Annotated in this window: 14 protein-coding genes; 8 read left to right on the plus strand and 6 right to left on the minus strand. The window is 68.5% G+C overall.

The window, feature by feature from the left end:
* Positions 1-23: 23 nt before the first annotated feature.
* Entirely contained in the window at positions 24-662 is a 639-nt protein-coding gene (locus AC3WLY_RS33565; RefSeq protein ID WP_492310594.1) for a DsbA family protein, read from the plus strand.
* A 68-nt stretch (positions 663-730) separates the two neighbouring features.
* Positions 731-1,678 (plus strand): LysR family transcriptional regulator, encoded by a 948-nt coding sequence (locus tag AC3WLY_RS33570; RefSeq protein ID WP_175962521.1) that lies wholly within the window; start codon positions 731-733, stop codon positions 1,676-1,678.
* 16 nt (positions 1,679-1,694) lie between these two features.
* Here AC3WLY_RS33570 and AC3WLY_RS33575 read toward each other — a convergent pair whose 3' ends face one another.
* The 4 genes from AC3WLY_RS33575 to xdhA all read right to left on the minus strand — a co-directional run bounded on the left by AC3WLY_RS33575 (position 1,695) and on the right by xdhA (position 6,729).
* On the minus strand, positions 1,695-2,096 hold the full coding sequence (locus AC3WLY_RS33575; protein ID WP_175962520.1) for a nuclear transport factor 2 family protein: 402 nt from the start codon (positions 2,094-2,096) through the stop codon (positions 1,695-1,697).
* Between the two features lie 90 nt (positions 2,097-2,186).
* The gene (gene xdhC / locus AC3WLY_RS33580) at positions 2,187-2,804 is read right to left on the minus strand and encodes a xanthine dehydrogenase accessory protein XdhC (RefSeq protein ID WP_310137990.1); all 618 of its coding nucleotides are present in this window, start codon (positions 2,802-2,804) and stop codon (positions 2,187-2,189) included.
* Between the two features lies 1 nt (position 2,805).
* A complete protein-coding gene (gene xdhB, locus AC3WLY_RS33585) occupies positions 2,806-5,160 on the minus strand; it encodes a xanthine dehydrogenase molybdopterin binding subunit (RefSeq protein WP_492310595.1) in 2,355 nt (784 codons plus the stop codon).
* An 18-nt stretch (positions 5,161-5,178) separates the two neighbouring features.
* Positions 5,179-6,729, minus strand: a complete 1,551-nt coding sequence (xdhA, locus tag AC3WLY_RS33590) for a xanthine dehydrogenase small subunit (protein ID WP_492310596.1) — start codon at positions 6,727-6,729, stop codon at positions 5,179-5,181.
* Positions 6,730-7,067: 338 nt separating this feature from the next.
* Between xdhA and AC3WLY_RS33595 the strand changes: the two genes are divergently transcribed.
* Complete coding sequence (locus AC3WLY_RS33595; RefSeq protein ID WP_175962516.1) at positions 7,068-8,282, plus strand: MFS transporter; 1,215 nt, start codon at positions 7,068-7,070, stop codon at positions 8,280-8,282.
* A 120-nt stretch (positions 8,283-8,402) separates the two neighbouring features.
* Here the strand turns inward: AC3WLY_RS33595 and AC3WLY_RS33600 are convergent, their stop codons facing one another.
* Complete coding sequence (locus tag AC3WLY_RS33600) at positions 8,403-9,293, minus strand: DMT family transporter (protein WP_175962515.1); 891 nt, start codon at positions 9,291-9,293, stop codon at positions 8,403-8,405.
* A gap of 136 nt (positions 9,294-9,429) precedes the next feature.
* Between AC3WLY_RS33600 and AC3WLY_RS33605 the strand changes: the two genes are divergently transcribed.
* Positions 9,430-10,362 carry an AraC family transcriptional regulator gene (locus AC3WLY_RS33605; protein ID WP_175962514.1) on the plus strand — a complete coding sequence of 311 codons (933 nt, stop codon included), beginning with the start codon at positions 9,430-9,432 and terminating at the stop codon, positions 10,360-10,362.
* 56 nt (positions 10,363-10,418) lie between these two features.
* Here the strand turns inward: AC3WLY_RS33605 and AC3WLY_RS33610 are convergent, their stop codons facing one another.
* Positions 10,419-11,630 (minus strand): aminotransferase class V-fold PLP-dependent enzyme, encoded by a 1,212-nt coding sequence (locus tag AC3WLY_RS33610; protein ID WP_310138001.1) that lies wholly within the window; start codon positions 11,628-11,630, stop codon positions 10,419-10,421.
* A 745-nt stretch (positions 11,631-12,375) separates the two neighbouring features.
* On the opposite strand from AC3WLY_RS33610, the gene AC3WLY_RS33615 reads away from it, so the two are divergent.
* The 4 genes from AC3WLY_RS33615 (at position 12,376) to AC3WLY_RS33630 (ending at position 16,771) form a co-directional block, all read left to right on the plus strand.
* Positions 12,376-13,359 (plus strand): LysR family transcriptional regulator, encoded by a 984-nt coding sequence (locus AC3WLY_RS33615; protein WP_425131423.1) that lies wholly within the window; start codon positions 12,376-12,378, stop codon positions 13,357-13,359.
* A gap of 30 nt (positions 13,360-13,389) precedes the next feature.
* Entirely contained in the window at positions 13,390-14,388 is a 999-nt protein-coding gene (locus AC3WLY_RS33620) for a 2-hydroxyacid dehydrogenase (protein ID WP_072436220.1), read from the plus strand.
* A gap of 181 nt (positions 14,389-14,569) precedes the next feature.
* Positions 14,570-15,361: a 5,6-dimethylbenzimidazole synthase gene (bluB, locus tag AC3WLY_RS33625; RefSeq protein WP_492310597.1), complete on the plus strand. Its 792-nt coding sequence runs from the start codon at positions 14,570-14,572 to the stop codon at positions 15,359-15,361.
* Between the two features lie 240 nt (positions 15,362-15,601).
* A complete protein-coding gene (locus AC3WLY_RS33630) occupies positions 15,602-16,771 on the plus strand; it encodes an MFS transporter (RefSeq protein ID WP_492310598.1) in 1,170 nt (389 codons plus the stop codon).
* Positions 16,772-16,775: the final 4 nt, after the last annotated feature.

Raw genomic sequence — 16,775 nt, forward strand, 5'->3', positions numbered from 1 at the left:
CGCCCCACCCTCTGGAGATCGTCATGACAACCGGCCTCGACACCGCCCAGCCCGCCTGGTTCTTCGACTTCGTGTCGCCGTTCTCCTATCTGCTGCTCGAACAGCATGACAAATGGCCGGACGTGCCGTTCGAACCGGTCGCCGTGTCGCTCATCGACCTGCAGCGCCACTGGGGACAACGCCCGAGCGCCGACGTGCCGGCCAAGCGCGTGTTCACGTACCGTCACGCGCTGTTTCGCGCGGAACAGCTCGGCATCCGCTTCAAGATGCCGCCCGCGCACCCGTTCGATTCCGACAAGGTGTTGCGCCTCGCGATCGCGCTGCGCGCCGATATCGCGACGGTACTGGAGATGTACCGCTTCATCTGGCGCGACGGCAACGATCCGTCGACGCCCGAAGGTTTCGCTGCGCTGTGCGAACGCGTCGGCGTCGGCCACGGCGACGAGCTGATCGAATTCGAGGAGACGAGTGCGCAGCTGGCCCGCAACAACGCCGACGCGATCGCGCTCGGCGTGTTCGGCGTGCCGACGTTCTGGATGAACAAGCAATTGTTCTGGGGTGAAGACGCGCTGCCGATGGTGCTGTACTGCGCGCGCACGCCGACCTGGCTCGAATCGAGCGAGGTCAAGCGGATCAGCACGCTGCCGAAGGGCCGGGCGTGATGGCCGGTATCACGCACGGCAACGTGCAGCTGCGGTAAGGTTACGCTTCGCCCGAATCACCCGCACCGATGGAAGACGACGACCGTACCGCCTCGCTCGACATCTGGCTCGTGCGCGTATTGCGCACGCTGCTGCTCGAGCGCAGCGTCACGCAGGCCGCGCTGCGGCTGAACCAGACCCAGCCCGCGATCAGCACCGCGCTGCGCAAGCTGCGCGAGACGCTGAACGACCCGATCCTCGTGCGCGGCAAATCCGGGATGGTGCCGACCGAATACGGCGCGTCGCTGCTCGAAGCCGCGCAGCGCGCGCTGCGCGAGGTCGACTTCATCGCGACGCCTCACGGCGATTTCGACCCGTCGTCCGCGCGGCGCACGTTCCGCGTCGCCGCGCCCGACTACCTGAACGATTTCTTCATGCCGACGCTCATCGAACGCTTTCGCGACGCAGCGCCGCATGCGCACCTGGAAATCGATTCGCTGAATCCCGCGCTCGACCACGCGGGCGCGCTCGAATCGGGCGCGCTCGATCTCGTGATCGGCAACTGGCCGAAGCCCGACCCGCAGTTCGCGCGCCAGGACCTGTTCTCCGACACGATCGTGTGCCTGATGCGCGAAGCGCACCCGCTCGCGCACGTGCCGCTCACGCGCGAAGCGTATGCGTCGGCCGCGCATGTCGCGCCCACGCCGTACACCGGCGACAAGCGCAACGCGATCGAGATCGGCCTCGCACGCGCGCGCCTCGCGCGGCGCATCGTGACGACGCTGCCTTACTTCGGGATCGTGCCGCAGGTGCTGCTGCAGTCGGACCTGATCTTCACGACGACGCGCCGCTTCGCGACGCACTACGCGCAGTTGCTGCCGCTCGTCGTCGTCACGCCGCCCGTGCCGTTCCCGCGCATCAAGAGCTACCTGCTCACGCATCCGCAGCCCGACCGCCCGACCGACATCGCGTGGCTGTGCGCGCTGATGCAGAGCGTGTCCGACGAGCTGACGGTCGCCCGCAGCCGCAAGCGCTGATACGCGGCGCGTCCGCTCAGGCCGTGCAGAACGTTTCCTGCAGATGAGTCCAGCGCACGACGCCCGCCGCGTCGCGTTCGAACACGGCGGTCGAGCGGCGCGCAGGCAGTTCGCCCGATGCCGCGTGCTGTGCTTCGAGGTAGGTGATCACCGCATGCGATGCGTCGGCCGCGAGCACGCGGATTTCCGACAACGTGATGCGCAGCCCCGGCTTCGCGCCGGCGAGCTTCGCGAACAGCGCGCGCGTGCCGTCGCGGTCGACTACGCGGCCGTCGGTCAGGATCATCGTGAAACCGGTGGAGAACGGCGCGAGCAGCGCGTCGAGCGCCGCGGGCGCGGTGTCGACGCCGGACAGCCAGCGCTCGATGGCGACGAGGCTCGCATCGAGCGCGTCGAGATAGATCGGGTGATCGGACATGGCGCCTGCACGGAAAAAAGCGCGGCCCGATGCCGCGCGTTGCCGTGCAGTGTATGCAAAAACGCGCGGCCGTGCGCCAGCCGTGCGACGTTACCGCGCGCAGGACACGTCGTCGCGCGCGCGCCCTGCCGCGGCCGCCTTCGCGTCGGCCACCGGCATGCCCGAGCGCGCCTGCAGCAGCTCCGCGCACACGGCCACCGCGATCGCGCCCGGCGCCTTGTCGACGATGCCCGCGACGCCGATCGGGCACACCATCTCCGCGAGCCGCGCCGGATCGACGCCGCGCGCGGCGAGCCGGCGCTCGAACTTCACGCGCTTGGTGCGCGAGCCGATCATCCCGAAGTACGCGTAGTCGCGCCGCCGCATGATCTGCGCGGCGAGCGCGAAGTCGAGCGCGTGGTTGTGCGTCATCACGAGGAAGTACGCGCCGGGCGGCGCCGCGTCGACGACGGCCTCCGGCGTGTCGGTCGGCTCCGGCTGCACGTTCGGCGGACATTCGTCCGGGAACAGCTCGTCGCGCGTGTCGACCCACTGCACGACGCACGGCAGCGCGCCGAGCAGCGTGACGAGCGCGTGACCGACGTGCCCGGCGCCGAACAGCACGATGTGCATCGGCGCCGGCGCGCCGGTCGCGCGGTTGCGCCGGCCGGTGCCCTGCGCGAACGTCGGGGTCGACGCGGTGCGAAGCGAGCGTGCGGGCCCGTTCATGTCAGCCTGCCCGAGCCGCACGCACCGCATTCACCGCGCGCAGGATCGACTCGCCGGTGGCCGGCGCGTCGAGCGGCGGGTTCACCTTGTAGTCGCCGACCGCCGCAACCGCGTCGCGCACGGCGAAGAACACCGAGAACGGCAGCAGCAGCGGCGGCTCGCCGACGGCCTTCGACCGGTGGATGCTGTCCTCGACGTTGCGGTTCTCGAACAGCCGCACGTTGAATTCGGGCGGCGTGTCGTTCACGGTCGGGATCTTGTACGTGGACGGCGCATGCGTCATCAGCTTGCCGCCCTGGTTCCACCACAGCTCCTCGGTCGTCAACCAGCCCATCCCCTGGATGAACGCGCCTTCGACCTGGCCGATGTCGAGCGCCGGGTTCAGCGACGCACCCACGTCGTGTAGCGCATCGACGCGCAGCGTGCGCATCTCGCCCGTCAGCGTGTCGATCACGACTTCCGACACGGCTGCGCCATACGAGTAGTAGTAGAACGGCCGGCCCTGCAGCTTCGACTGATCCCAGTACAGCTTCGGCGTCGCGTAGAAACCGTCGGACCACAACTGCACACGTGCAAGGTACGCTTTCGCGATCACTTCGCCGAACGGCACGCCCTGGCCGCCGACCCACACGACGTCGTTGCCGAACTTCACGTCGGCCGCATCGGCCTTGCCGTCGCCGAACTGCTTCGCCGCGAACACCGCGAGCCGCTCGCGCAACTGGCGCGCCGCATCCTGCGCGGCCTTGCCGTTCAGGTCCGAGCCCGTCGACGCGGCCGTCGCGGACGTGTTCGCGACCTTGCTCGTGTCGGTCGCCGTCACGCGGATCCGGCCGAAGCGGATGCCGAGCTCGTGCGCGACGACCTGCGCGACCTTCGTGTTGAGCCCCTGCCCCATCTCCGTGCCGCCGTGGTTCACGAGCACCGAGCCGTCGGTGTAGATGTGTACCAGCGCGCCGGCCTGGTTGAAGTGCGTGACGTTGAACGCGATCCCGAACTTCACCGGCGTGAGCGCGATGCCCTTCTTCAGCACCGTATTGCGCGCGTTGAATGCGCGCACGCCCGCGCGCCGTGCGCGGTAGCCGCTCGTCGTCTCGAGTTCGCCGAGCAGCTCGGGCAGCACGTTGTCCTCGACCGTCTGCCCGTACGGCGTCACGTTGCGCTCGGTCTTGCCGTACAGGTTCGCGTAGCGGACGTCGAGCGGATCGCGGTCGAGCGCACGCGCGACGTCGTCGAGGATGTATTCGATCGCGAACGCGCCCTGCGGGCCGCCGAAACCGCGGAACGCGGTGTTCGACTGCGTGTTGGTCTTGCCGCAGTAGCCGGCGATGTCGACGTCGCCCAGCCAGTACGCGTTGTCGAAGTGGCACACCGCGCGCGTCATCACCGGGCCCGACAGGTCGGCCGAGAAACCGCAGCGCGACGTCATCTCGAGCGCCACGCCGTCGAGGCGGCCGTCGTCGTCGTAGCCGACGTCGAAGCGGTAATGAAAGTCGTGCCGCTTGCCGGTGATCATCATGTCGTCGTCGCGGTCCGGGCGCAGCTTCACCGGGCACAGCAGCTTCCACGCGGCGAGCGCCGCGCAGCACGCGAACAGGCCCGACTGCGATTCCTTGCCGCCGAACCCGCCGCCCATCCGGCGGCATTCGACCAGCACGTTGTGCGACGCGACGCCGAGCACGTGCGCGACGAGGTGCTGCATCTCGCTCGGATGCTGCGTCGAGCAATACACGTGCATCCCGTCGTCGTCCTTCGGCACCGCGTACGCGATCTGCCCTTCCAGGTAGAACTGCTCCTGGCCGCCGAGCAGCATTTCGCCCGACTCGCGGTGCGGCGCGGCGGCGAGGCGCGCGGCCGCGTCGCCGCGCGCGAGCTTCAGCGGCGGGATCACGTAGGTTTCGGCCTGACGCGCTTCCTGCGCGGTCAGGATCGCTGGCAGTTCCTCGTAATCGACCTGCGCGCGGCGCGCGGCGAGCCGTGCGGTTTCATGCGACGTCGCGACGACGATGAACATCGGCTGGCCGACGAACTGCACGATGCCCTTGGCGAGCACCGGGTCGTCGTGGATGATCGGGCCGCAATCGTTGACGCCCGGGATGTCGTCGGCCGTGAACACCGCGACCACGCCCGGCGTCGCGCGCACCGCGTCGAAGTTCATCGACACGATCCTCGCGTGCGGCTTTGCCGACAATCCGAGCGCCGCGTGCAGCGTGCCCGCGACGACCGGAATGTCGTCGGTGTAGGTGGCACGCCCGCTGACATGCAGGTGCGCGGATTCGTGCGCGCGCGATACGTGCACCTGCGCGGCGTCGGCCTGCGGGTCGAGGGTGCTCAGGAACGGTTCTGCTTGCTGGTTCATCTTCGGTGTTCTCCGTCTTCAGACGCGCGCCGCGTCGGCGCCGGCTTCGGCGGCCACTTCACGCACGTTCAGGGCTTGCGGCGGCAGCGGGTCGTGCGGGCGCGTCTCCAGCCAGAAGCGATACATCAGGTTCTTCGCGGTATCGAGGCGATACGTGCTCGTCGCGCGCATGTCGGACAGCGGCTGGTAGTCGCGCTCGAGCGCCTGCATCGCGGCCTGCGCGGTGGCTTCGTGCCACAGCGCGCCGTCGAGCACGGCTTCGGTGTGCGCCGCGCGCTTCGGCGTCGCGGCCATCCCGCCAAACGCGACGCGCGGCTCGCGGATCGTGTCGCCGTCCGCGATGAACGCGAACGCCGCGCAGACGGCCGAGATGTCGGAGTCGAACCGCTTCGACAGCTTGTACGTGCGGAACTGCAGCTTTTCGCGCGCGCCGGTGCGGGTCGGCACCTTCACGCCGACGACGAATTCGTGCGGCGCCATGTCCTTCTGCTGGTAGCCCGTGTAGAGCGCCTCGAGCGGCAGCTCGCGCACCGTATCGCCGCCGCGCAGCACGACGCGCGCGCCGAGCGCGATCAGGCCGGGCATCGTATCGCCGATCGGCGAGCCGTTCGCGACGTTGCCGCCGAGCGTGCCCGCGTTGCGGATCGGCAGCGACGCGAAACGCTTCCACATCTCGGTCAGCTCCGGATAGGTGCCGGCCAGTGCCGCATACGCGTTCTCGACCGTCACGCCCGCGCCGATCTCGATCCAGTCGCCCCGCTCCGCGACGCGCTGCAGTTCGGCGATCTGGCCGACGTAGATCAGGTCGTCGAGCCGGCGCATCTGCTTCGTGACCCACAGGCCGATGTCGGTGCTGCCCGCGAGGATCCGTGCGTCGGGCCGTTCGACCTTCAGCGCGGCCAGCGCGTCGAGCGTGCGCGGCGCCGCGAAGCGCGCGCCGTCGAGCGTCGCGTAGTCGAACGTGTCGTCGCGCCTGAGCGACGCGAGCGTGCGGGCGAGCGCGGCCGTGTCGACCGGTGCCGACGCACCTTCGCCGGCCGCGTCGAACATCTGCACGGCCGCATCGACGATCGGGCGATAGCCGGTGCAGCGGCACAGGTTGCCCGTCAGCGCGTCGGCGATCTCGGTGCGCGTCGGCACGTCCTTCGCCTTCGCGCACGCGCTGCCGCAACCTTCGTGGCCGTGCTTCTCGTACAGCGCCCACATCGACATCACGAAGCCGGGCGTGCAGAACCCGCATTGCGAACCATGGCAGTCGACCATCGCCTGCTGCACCGGATGCAGCGAGCCGTCCGGCTGGCGCAGATCCTCGACCGTCAGCAGCGCCTTGCCGTCGAGCGTCGGCAGGAACTGGATGCATGCGTTGACGGCCTTGAACTCGACCGCGCCGGCGTCGGTCAGCTCGCCGACGACGACCGTGCACGCGCCGCAGTCGCCTTCCGCGCAGCCTTCCTTGGTGCCGGTGCAATGCGCGTCCTCGCGCAGGTACTGCAGCACGGTGCGGGTGACGTCCGCGCCGCTGACCTCGCGGATCGCGTGACGATGGTAGAAGCGGATCGGCTCACTCATGTCTCGATGATTCTTCAAATGGGGGGCTAAAGCGGCCTGCGCGGAGCGCTCGACCGACGTTTCTCTGACAGTTTGCACGCTATCACCATCAAATTTCGCAACCCATAGCCCATCACGCATGAGGCCCATATAACTGCCGCGATATGAGCGCCGGGGCGCCCGTCGCCCTTTCCGCACGGCCTTCCCGGCGTGCCGGCGCCGATCCGCTGCGCGCGAAAACGGGTCGCGATTAACTGAATGGTACCTGCGTGAAAACCGGTTCCATGGGAAAATCCCGATTCCGTTTTGCGCCGTCTTCCGTTCCGTCACGCTCCGTTTCGCCCATTCGTTCCGACCCCATGTCATCCGATTCCGCCACACCAGCACGCAGCGGGTTCGCGGTCACGCTGCAAATCGTGTCCGTCGTCTGCTTCACGTTCATCTGCTACCTGACCATCGGCCTGCCGCTCGCGGTGCTGCCGGGCTTCGTCCATGACGATCTCGGCTTTTCCGCGATCGTCGCGGGCGGCGCGATCAGCGTCCAGTATTTCGCGACGCTCGCGTCGCGGCCGCTCGCCGGGCGCTTCGCCGATACGCTCGGCCCGAAGCAGACGGTGCTGCGCGGGCTGGTCGGCTGCGGCGTGTCGGGCGTGCTGCTGCTGGTCGCGCTGCTGCTCGCACACTGGCCGGTCGCGAGCCTCGTACTGCTGGTCGCGAGCCGGCTCGTGCTCGGCGTCGGCGAGAGCCTGTGCGGCACCGGCGCGATTCTGTGGGGCATCGGCCGGGTCGGCGTCGCGCACAACGCGAAGGTGATCTCGTGGAACGGCATCGCGACCTACGGCGCGCTCGCGCTCGGCGCACCGGTCGGCGTCGCGATCGCGCATACGCTGAATCCGGCGCTGATCGGCGTGATCGTGATCGCGCTGGCCGCGCTCGGCTTCTACCTCGCGCGCCTGATCGATTCGGTGCCGCTCGTGCACGGCGAGCGGATGTCGTATGCGAGCGTGTTCACGCGCGTGCTGCCGCATGGCCTCGGCCTCGCGCTCGGCTCGGCCGGCTTCGGCTCGATCGCGACCTTCGTCACGCTGTACTACGCGGCGCGCCACTGGCCGAACGCCGCGCTGTCGCTGACCGTGTTCGGCACGCTGTTCATCGGCGCGCGCCTGCTGTTCGCGAACACGATCAAGACCTACGGCGGCTTCCGCGTCGCGATCGTGTCGTTCGCGTTCGAATGCTCGGGCCTCGTGCTGCTGTGGCTCGCGCCGGTGCCGCACGTCGCGCTCGTCGGCGCGGCGCTGACGGGCTTCGGCTTCGCGCTGATCTTCCCGGCGCTCGGCGTCGAGGCCGTCGCGCTCGTGCCGCCCGCGAGCCGCGGCGCGGCGCTGTCCGCATACTCGGTGTTCCTCGATCTGTCGCTCGGCATCACGGGCCCGCTCGCCGGTTATGTCGCGGGTGCGTTTGGCTATCCGCAGGTGTTCCTGTTCGCGGCGGTGGCCGCCGCCGCGGGCGTCGCGCTGTCGATGATGCTGTACCAGCGGCAGGCGCGTGTGGCGGGGAGCGGCGCGGCCGCCTGATCACGCTGCTCGCCGCACAGCGGCCGGTCGCTGAAGTCGCGACGCCGCAGCCTCAAAAAGAAAATGCCTGCATCGCGCAGGCGTTTTCTTATGCGGAGACCGTTGCGACGGCCGGCGCGCTCAGGCCGTCCGGAGAAACAGCCGGCGCGTCAGGTCGAACGCGACGAGATTGCCGGCCACCACCAGAAGCAGCCCGATCACCGCGAGCGGCGACCACTGGTAGCCCTCGAACACCGTCGACACGGCCAGCGCGACGATCGGGAACAGCACCGTGCAGTACGCGGCGCGCTCCGGCCCGATCCGGCCGACGAGGGTCAGGTACGCGGTGAAACCGATCACCGAGCCCGGCACGGCCAGGTAGACGAGCGCGCCGAGATAACGCGGGCTCATGTCGAGCGCGAACGACATCCCGGCCACCGCGCTGCCGACGGTCAGGATCGCCGCGCCGATCAGCATCGCCCAGCCATTGGTCGCGAGCGGGTGCAGCCCCATCGACTGCATCCGGCTCGACAGCAGGTTGCCGGCCGAGAAGCACATCGTGCCCGCGAACGCGATCGCGAGCCCGATCCAGGTCGCGTGATCGTCGAGATGGCCGGCCATCTGCTGCCAGAACAGGCACGCGATGCCGATCAGGCCGAGCAGCGCACCGGCAATCGCCGACGGCCGCAGCGGGCGGCCCATGAACAGCCGGCCGTTGATCGAGTTCAGCAGCGGCGCGGTCGAGAAGATCACCGCGACGAGCCCGCTCGGCACGACCTGCTCCGCGTAGTAGAAGCACAGGAAATTCAGGCAGAACAGCGCGAAGCCCTGCGCGACGAGGTAGCGCCAGGCTTCGCGCGGCGGCCGGACCGGCCGGCGCATCACGCGCAGCAGCGCGAACAGCACGGCGGCCGCGAGCCAGAAGCGCCACGCGATCGACACGGGCGGCGGCACGGAGCCGAGTTGCCACTTGATCGCGATCCAGGTGGTGCCCCAGATCAGCACGGTGACGAAATAAAGCGACAGGTTCATGGCGGCGAAGGTCCAGGAATCGGATGAAACGGGATCCCGACTATGCCGCCGCGCGGCGCGCACCGATTGTCCGGAATTGCGGTCTTTTTCCGGCCGCCGCACCCGGTGCGGCGCGCCCGCTTATACTCGTCGCACCATGAGCTTCTCCCTCTCCGCCCCGCCCGTCGACGCTGCCACCCTGGCCGGAGGCGATTTGCCGTTCGGCCTGCAGTCGGTCTGCCGCACGCTCGCCGACGCGAACGCGACGCTCGAGCGCTTCGCGTGGCTCGGCGACCATCTCGCGATCGCCGAATGGACGCGAATCACCGATGAAAGCGAGACGATCTACGAGCAACCCGGCCACCACACGCTGTCGTGCTACCTCGACGGCGGCTACCGGACCGAGCGCGAACGCGTGCCGCGCTACGGCGCGCCGAGCCTGCTGTGCGCGCTGCCGGGCGACCACGAATCGCGCTGGTGGGTGCGCGGCGAGATGCACTTCATCCATCTCTATTTCCTGCCCGAGCACTTCACGCAGCGCGCGATCCGCGAACTCGACCGCGAGCCGCGCGAGCTGAAGCTCGCCGACCGCACCTATTTCGAGGATGCGCGCGTCGCCGCGCTGCTGCGCTCGCTCGCGCTGGACGGCTGGGACGATGCCGACGAGCGGCTGCGTGTGAACGAGACCGCGCACGAGGTGCTGAGCCTGCTGCTGCGCGGGCAAAGCACGACGCGTACCGACGCATCGTTTCGCGGCGGGCTTGCGCCGGCCGTGCGCCGCCGCGTGCGCGACTACATCGACACGTACCTGACGCAGCCGCTGACGCTCGGCGAACTGGCCGACGTCGCCGCGCTGTCCGAATACCACTTCTCGCGGATGTTCCGGCTGTCGTTCGGCCGCGCGCCGCACGCGTGGGTCGCCGAGCAGCGGCTCGCGCGGGCGCGCGAACTGCTGCGCACGACGTCGCTGCCGCTCGCGCAGGTCGCGGCCGACTGCGGCTACGCGAACGCCGGCCACTTCAGCCATCGCTTTCGCGACGCGCACGGCACGACGCCGAATACGTACCGGCGCGCGATGCAGGGCCGCTGAGCGCGATCGACCGATCGCGGCCAGCCGGCCCCCGAGGCCGGTTTCCCCCTGCGGCGTTACACGCCGCGTCGCGACAGTTCCTGTTCGAGCGCCGCGACACCGGCCGGCAGGTCGACCGGCACCTTCAGGTCGACCATCGTGCGGCCGAACGCATGCAGCGTGCGGAACAGGTTGTGTTCGCGGCACTGCTCGCCCATCTGCCCGATCCGCACGATCGGCAACCCGAACGAGCCCGAGATCTCGACCTGGTACTGCTTCGAGATATGGCCGCAGACCATCCCGGGCGTGAGCCCTTCCGGCGTCTCGATCCCGACCACCGAATTGAGCCGGCAGTCCTTCGGCGCATAGAGCTTGAGCCCCATCGACTCGACGCCCGCCTGCAGCGCGAGCGAGCAGCGCAGGTGGCGCGCGAAGCGGCTTTCGAGCGTCTCCGCGCAAACCAGCCGCAGCGCCTCGTGCAGCGCGAGCACGCCCGACACCGGCGCCGTGTAGTGATAGCCGGCGTTGTGCCAGAAGTTCTCCGCGAGCGCCATGTCGAGGCACCAGTGCGTATTCGGCTCGGGGCGATGCTTCATGCGTTCCCACGCGGCGTCGGAAAACGCGATCAGCGACACGCCCGGGATCGACGACAGCCCCTTCTGGCCGCCGGTGATCACCGCGTCGATGCCCCACGCGTCCATGTCGAGCGGCATCGTCGACAGCGTGCACACCGCGTCGACGACGACCAGCGCGCCGGCCGCCTTCGCGAGCGCAGCGATGTCGCGCAGATCGCGGTTCCACACGGTGTTCGACGTCTCGCCCTGCACGATCGTGACGATCTCGGGCCGCTCGCGCGCGATCGCGTCCGCGATCTCGTCGAGGCTCGCGACCGCGCGGTCCGCCACTTCGAGCGTCGCGACGTCGGCGCCGACGCGCGTGGCCATCTCGGCCATCCGCGCGCTGAAGAAGCCGTTGCGGATCGACAGCACGCGCGTGCCGCGCCAGGCGAGGTTCGAGATCGCCATTTCCATCGCGGCCGAGCCGGGGCCCGCGACGCCGAGCACCCACTTCGTGCGGGTCTGGAACACGTAGCGCGCCATCTCCTTCACCTGCTCGATGATCTTCGCCATCGTCGCGCCGAGGTGGTTGATCACGATCGTGTTCGCCTTCGCGACGGCGGCCGGGATCGGAACCGGGCCGGCCCCCATCATCAGCAGCGGTTCTTCGGGCAGGATCGCGTCGAGCGGCACGACGACGGGACAGGGAATCGGCGAGTAATCGATGGACATGGCTGGCAAAAGGTGAGGAAGGGAAATACACGGACGCCCGCCAAACCAACTGCATGGCGAACTGATCGATCATTCCGCGTTCCGCGGCCTCGCGCAAGAGGCACGCGCGGCCGGACAGCGCGACGGTGGCCCGGTCGCCGGACCGGGCCAGCCGGCCGCCCAGGCATCGCGCGCCGGCGTTCCGGATTGGAATGGCATTGCCGGCCGGCTGCGAAACGGTTCCATACGCGCGATTTTCTCCGCCAATATCGCCGCGTTTCATCGATGCCGACGGTTCAGCGCGACTTGCGTATCGAACGAAATAGACCGGATGTTCGATAAAAATCGCCGAACGGAATGCAATACACAAAATCTGCGCATTGGGTAAAAACATCCATTACTGCAGCATGTATTAGGGATCGATTCCCCAAATTACCGGAGCAAACCTGATCGAATCACGAACAACCAATTGATTAACATACGAATTATTCGCCGCCACGATGCATATTCCAATACTCTGCCGCCTTTGAACGGCAGCCACACGAGACAGCCCGACATTTAACCGGTACTCGCGATTTCGATTTTCCGCAACCCGCCCGTTTTCTCAGGTTGACGGATATCGCAACTATATTTAACAATCGTCTGCGGAATCGAAAACTGATTTTTCGATACGAGGGAGAACTGGGTGCCGCGCGATGCGTTTTCGAGGTTGCGCGGCGAAAAATCACAACCATAATCAATCAACCGGGCCAGAAATACACAAGCCATGAACCAGATTCAGACCATGCGTGTATTCGTCTGCGTCGCCGAGCAGCAGAGCTTCCGGCGCGCAGCGCACCATCTCGGCGTGTCCAATGCGCTCGTCACGCGTTCGATCGCGATGCTCGAGGGTCACCTGAACACACGGCTGATCCACCGCACCACGCGCAACCTGTCGCTCACCGAGGCCGGCGTGCGCTACCTCGACGGTTGCCGCGCGCTGCTCGAGGAATTCGACCACCTCGAGTCGTCCGTCGCGCATGCCGTGCGCGAACCGGCCGGCACGCTGCGCGTCGTCGCGTCGGGCCTGCTGTCGCCGCTCGCGCTGACGCCGCTCGTCAGCAGCTTCCGGCACCGCTACCCCGAGCTGCGCGTGCAGCTGACCGTCGCCGAGGGGCCGCTCGACGTGCTCGAATCGGGCTACGACGTCGGCATCGTCACGGGCAACCGGCTCGACGGCAACCCGACGCTGATCGGCCATGCGCTCGCGCCGAACCCGTTCGTCGCCTGCGCGGCGCCTGCCTATCTCGACCGGCGCGGCGAGCCGCGCGCGCCCGACGACCTGCCGGGCCACGACTGGGTCACGCTCGCGCCGCACCAGCATGCGCCCGCGTGGCAGCTGGTCGGGCACGACGGCGTCGCGCATTCGGTCACGGTGCGCCCGGCCTGCACGCTCAACCAGCTCGCACTCGTGCATGCGGCCGCCATTGCCGGCGCCGGCATCGCGGTGCTGCCCGAGCCGTGCGTCGCCGATGCGCTCAACAGCGGCACGCTCGTGCGGCTGCTGCCCGGCTACCGGATCGACGACCCGGATACGCAACTGTCGCTCGTCTATCCGAACCGCCAGTACGTGCCGGCCCGCACGCGCAGCTTCGTCGAGCACGCGCTCGACCACTTCAGCGCGCAGACGACCCGCGAGCGGAAGGATTACGGCTTCCTGCGTCCGTCGCGCGGCCCCGACCGCTCCGACATCGTCACGGGCCTGCAGTAAACTGCGCGCGTCAGCCATCGGAGGTGCAGCGTGCGCGTGATCCTGTTCAGCAGCCGGCAGTACGACGACGATTCGTTTACCGCCGCCAACCGGCAGTTCGGCTATCGGCTGCACTTCCAGCCGTCGCACCTCGACGCGGAAACCGCGATCCTCGCGCACGGCTATGACGTCGTCTGCCCGTTCGTCAACGACACCGTCGACGCAGCCGTGCTCGAACGGCTGGCGGACGGCGGCACGCGCCTGATCGCGCTGCGCTCGGCGGGCTTCAACCACGTCGACCTGGCGGCCGCCGAGCGGCTCGGCATCGCGGTCGTGCGCGTGCCCGCGTATTCGCCGCACGCGGTCGCCGAGCACGCGGTCGCGCTGATCCTCGCGCTCAACCGCCGCCTGCCGCGCGCCGTCGCGCGCACCCGCGAAGGCGACTTCTCGCTGAACGGCCTGCTCGGCTTCGACCTGCACGGCAAGACCGTCGGCGTGATCGGCACCGGCATCATCGGCAGCGTGTTCGCGAAGATCATGATGGGCTTCGGGATGCACGTGCTCGCGCACTCGGTGCCGCCGTACAACGACGAGCTGATCGCGTTCGGTGCGCGCTATGTCGAGCTCGACGCGTTGCTGCACCAGGCCGACATCGTCAGCCTGCACTGTCCGCTGCTGCCGTCGACGCACCATCTGATCAACGAACAGACGCTCGCGCGGATGAAGCACGGCGCGATGCTGATCAACACCGGCCGCGGCGGCCTCGTCGATGCGCAGGCGCTGATCGACGCGCTCAAGAGCGGCCAGCTCGGCCATCTCGGGCTCGACGTGTACGAGGAGGAAAGCGGGCTCTTCTTCGAGGATCACTCCGACCTGCCGCTGCAGGACGACGTGCTCGCGCGCCTGCTGACGTTCCCGAACGTGATCGTCACGTCGCACCAGGCATTCTTCACGCGCGAGGCGCTGGCGGAGATCGCGCACACCACATTGCTGAACATCGAGGCGTGGCATGCCGGCACGCCGCAGAACCTCGTGACGGCGAATCGCTGAGAAATCGACGAAACCGGCTCATTTCATGGTTGCCGGCGCCACCGCAATCGTTTGCTTTCGATCAACGCTGAAAACACGATCTTTTACATCAACAATTCCGCATTTTGTTTCGAATGATGTAACGCGGCCCGCGCGCGGTCTGCTATCGTTGCGCCGACGTCATCCCCTGCTTTTGCCGCTCATGCGTTTCGACGACTCCGACATCGCCGCCGTCTACCGCGCCATTTTCGAACGGCGCGACATGCGCCATTTCACGCCGGCGCCCGTCGATCCAGCGGTGCTCGCGCGCTTGCTGCGCGCGGCGCACCACGCGCCGAGCGTCGGCTTCATGCAGCCGTGGCGCTTCATCCGCATCACCGATCCCGCGCTGCGCACCGCGATCCACGCGCTGGTAGAGGCCGAGCGCCGCGCGACCGCCGACGCGCTCGGCGAGCGCCAGGACGAATTCATGCGGCTGAAGGTCGAAGGCGTGCGCGAATGCGGCGAGCTGCTGGTCGTCGCGCTCGCCGACGGCCGCGAACACCACGTGTTCGGCCGCCGCACGCTGCCGGAGATGGACCTCGCGTCCGCCGCGTGCGCGATCCAGAACATGTGGCTCGCGGCACGCGCGGAAGGGCTCGGGATGGGCTGGGTGTCGCTGTTCGACGTCGATGCGCTGCGCACGCTGCTGCGGATGCCCGTCGGCGCGAAGCCGATCGCCGTGCTGTGCGTCGGGCACGTCGACGCGTTCTATGCAAAGCCGATGCTCGAGCAGGAGCGCTGGGCCGCGCGAATGCCGATCGAAGCATGCCTGTTCGAGAACGGCTGGGACGATCCGGCCTCAATCGACGCCGCCGGATCGCCTGCATCGCGTGCATTGCCTGCGGACACGAACGCCGAACCGGACGCAAGCGTGCCACGCACACCGGACACCATCGCCGAACCGGCTCGATCCGCCGCACTCTCCGACGGATTGCCCGAACGCATCGCCTGAAGCGCGGCCCGGTAGCCGCCATCGCGCCGACCCCGACGAATTCGCACGCCGCAAACCGCCACCCAATCCCACATTGTGAGCTTCCCGCCCGCTATCCCGTCGCACGCCGGCAACATCCGTTTTGGCCCCGAGCGTAAGGGTTTTCACTGAAGTAGAATCGCGCTGTCGTTCGCCTTCCCGTCCGCCCGCCCCGCGCATCCTGCGCCCACCCGAGCGGCGGCTTTTCCCGAGCCTACCGCGATGCCCTTGCCTCTTTTCGCCCTCGCCGTCGCCGCATTTGGAATCGGTACCACCGAATTCGTGATCATGGGGCTGCTGCCCAACGTCGCGCGCGACCTCGGCGTGTCGATTCCGGCCGCCGGGATGCTCGTGTCGGGCTATGCGCTCGGCGTGACGATCGGCGCGCCGATCCTCGCGATCGTCACCGCGAAGATGCCGCGCAAGCGCGCGCTGATGGGCCTGATCGGGCTGTTCATCGCCGGTAACCTGTTCTGCGCGATCGCACCGGGCTATGCGGTGCTGATGGCCGCGCGCGTCGTCACCGCGTTCTGCCACGGCGCGTTCTTCGGGATCGGCTCGGTGGTCGCGAGCAACCTCGTCGCGCCGAACCGCCGCGCGCAGGCGATCGCGCTGATGTTTACGGGCCTCACGCTCGCGAACGTGCTCGGCGTGCCGCTCGGCACCGCGCTCGGCCAGGCGTTCGGCTGGCGCGCGACGTTCTGGGCCGTCACCGGCATCGGCATCGCCGCGGCCGCCGCGCTCGCGGTCTGCCTGCCGAAGAACCTCGCGATGCCCGACACCAGCATCACGCGCGAATTCAGCGTGCTGAAGCACCCGCAGGTGCTGATGGTGCTCGGCATCAGCGTGCTCGCGTCCGCGAGCCTGTTCAGCGTGTTCACGTACATCACGCCGATCCTCGAGGACGTGACCGGCTTCTCGCCGCGTCAGGTCACCTATGTGCTGCTGCTGTTCGGCCTCGGGCTGACGGTCGGCGGCACGCTCGGCGGCAGGCTCGCCGACTGGCGCCGGATGCCGTCGCTGATCGCGACGCTCGCGTTGATCGGCCTCGTCCTCGCGCTGTTCGCGGGCACGATGCATTTGCCGTTCGCCGCGCTCGCGACGATCTTCGTGTGGGGCATCCTCGCGTTCGCGATCGTGCCGCCGCTGCAGATCCTGATCGTCGATCGCGCGAGCGACGCGCCGAACCTCGCATCGACGCTGAACCAGGGCGCGTTCAACCTCGGCAATGCGACGGGTGCGTGGCTCGGCGGAATGGCGATCGGCTCCGGCGTGTCGCTCGTGAGCCTGCCGTGGGTCGGCGTCGCGATGGCCGTCGCGGCGCTGGCGCTCACGCTGTGGTCGGCGTCGCTCGAACGCCGCCCGCTGGCCGCGCCGACCGAATACGTGTAACACG

The sequence above is a fragment of the Burkholderia sp. FW306-1C-G01B genome (assembly GCF_058781685.1).

Coding starts and splice junctions, on each gene's coding strand:
- xdhB (WP_492310595.1), bottom strand. CDS start 5,160: ATGAACCAGCAAGCAGAACCGTTCCTGAGCACCCTCGACCCGCAGGCC.
- AC3WLY_RS33600 (WP_175962515.1), bottom strand. CDS start 9,293: ATGAACCTGTCGCTTTATTTCGTCACCGTGCTGATCTGGGGCACCACC.
- AC3WLY_RS33565 (WP_492310594.1), top strand. CDS start 24: ATGACAACCGGCCTCGACACCGCCCAGCCCGCCTGGTTCTTCGACTTC.
- bluB (WP_492310597.1), top strand. CDS start 14,570: ATGCGTTTCGACGACTCCGACATCGCCGCCGTCTACCGCGCCATTTTC.
- AC3WLY_RS33575 (WP_175962520.1), bottom strand. CDS start 2,096: ATGTCCGATCACCCGATCTATCTCGACGCGCTCGATGCGAGCCTCGTC.
- AC3WLY_RS33630 (WP_492310598.1), top strand. CDS start 15,602: ATGCCCTTGCCTCTTTTCGCCCTCGCCGTCGCCGCATTTGGAATCGGT.
- AC3WLY_RS33570 (WP_175962521.1), top strand. CDS start 731: ATGGAAGACGACGACCGTACCGCCTCGCTCGACATCTGGCTCGTGCGC.
- AC3WLY_RS33610 (WP_310138001.1), bottom strand. CDS start 11,630: ATGTCCATCGATTACTCGCCGATTCCCTGTCCCGTCGTCGTGCCGCTC.
- AC3WLY_RS33595 (WP_175962516.1), top strand. CDS start 7,068: ATGTCATCCGATTCCGCCACACCAGCACGCAGCGGGTTCGCGGTCACG.
- AC3WLY_RS33615 (WP_425131423.1), top strand. CDS start 12,376: ATGAACCAGATTCAGACCATGCGTGTATTCGTCTGCGTCGCCGAGCAG.
- xdhC (WP_310137990.1), bottom strand. CDS start 2,804: ATGAACGGGCCCGCACGCTCGCTTCGCACCGCGTCGACCCCGACGTTC.
- xdhA (WP_492310596.1), bottom strand. CDS start 6,729: ATGAGTGAGCCGATCCGCTTCTACCATCGTCACGCGATCCGCGAGGTC.
- AC3WLY_RS33605 (WP_175962514.1), top strand. CDS start 9,430: ATGAGCTTCTCCCTCTCCGCCCCGCCCGTCGACGCTGCCACCCTGGCC.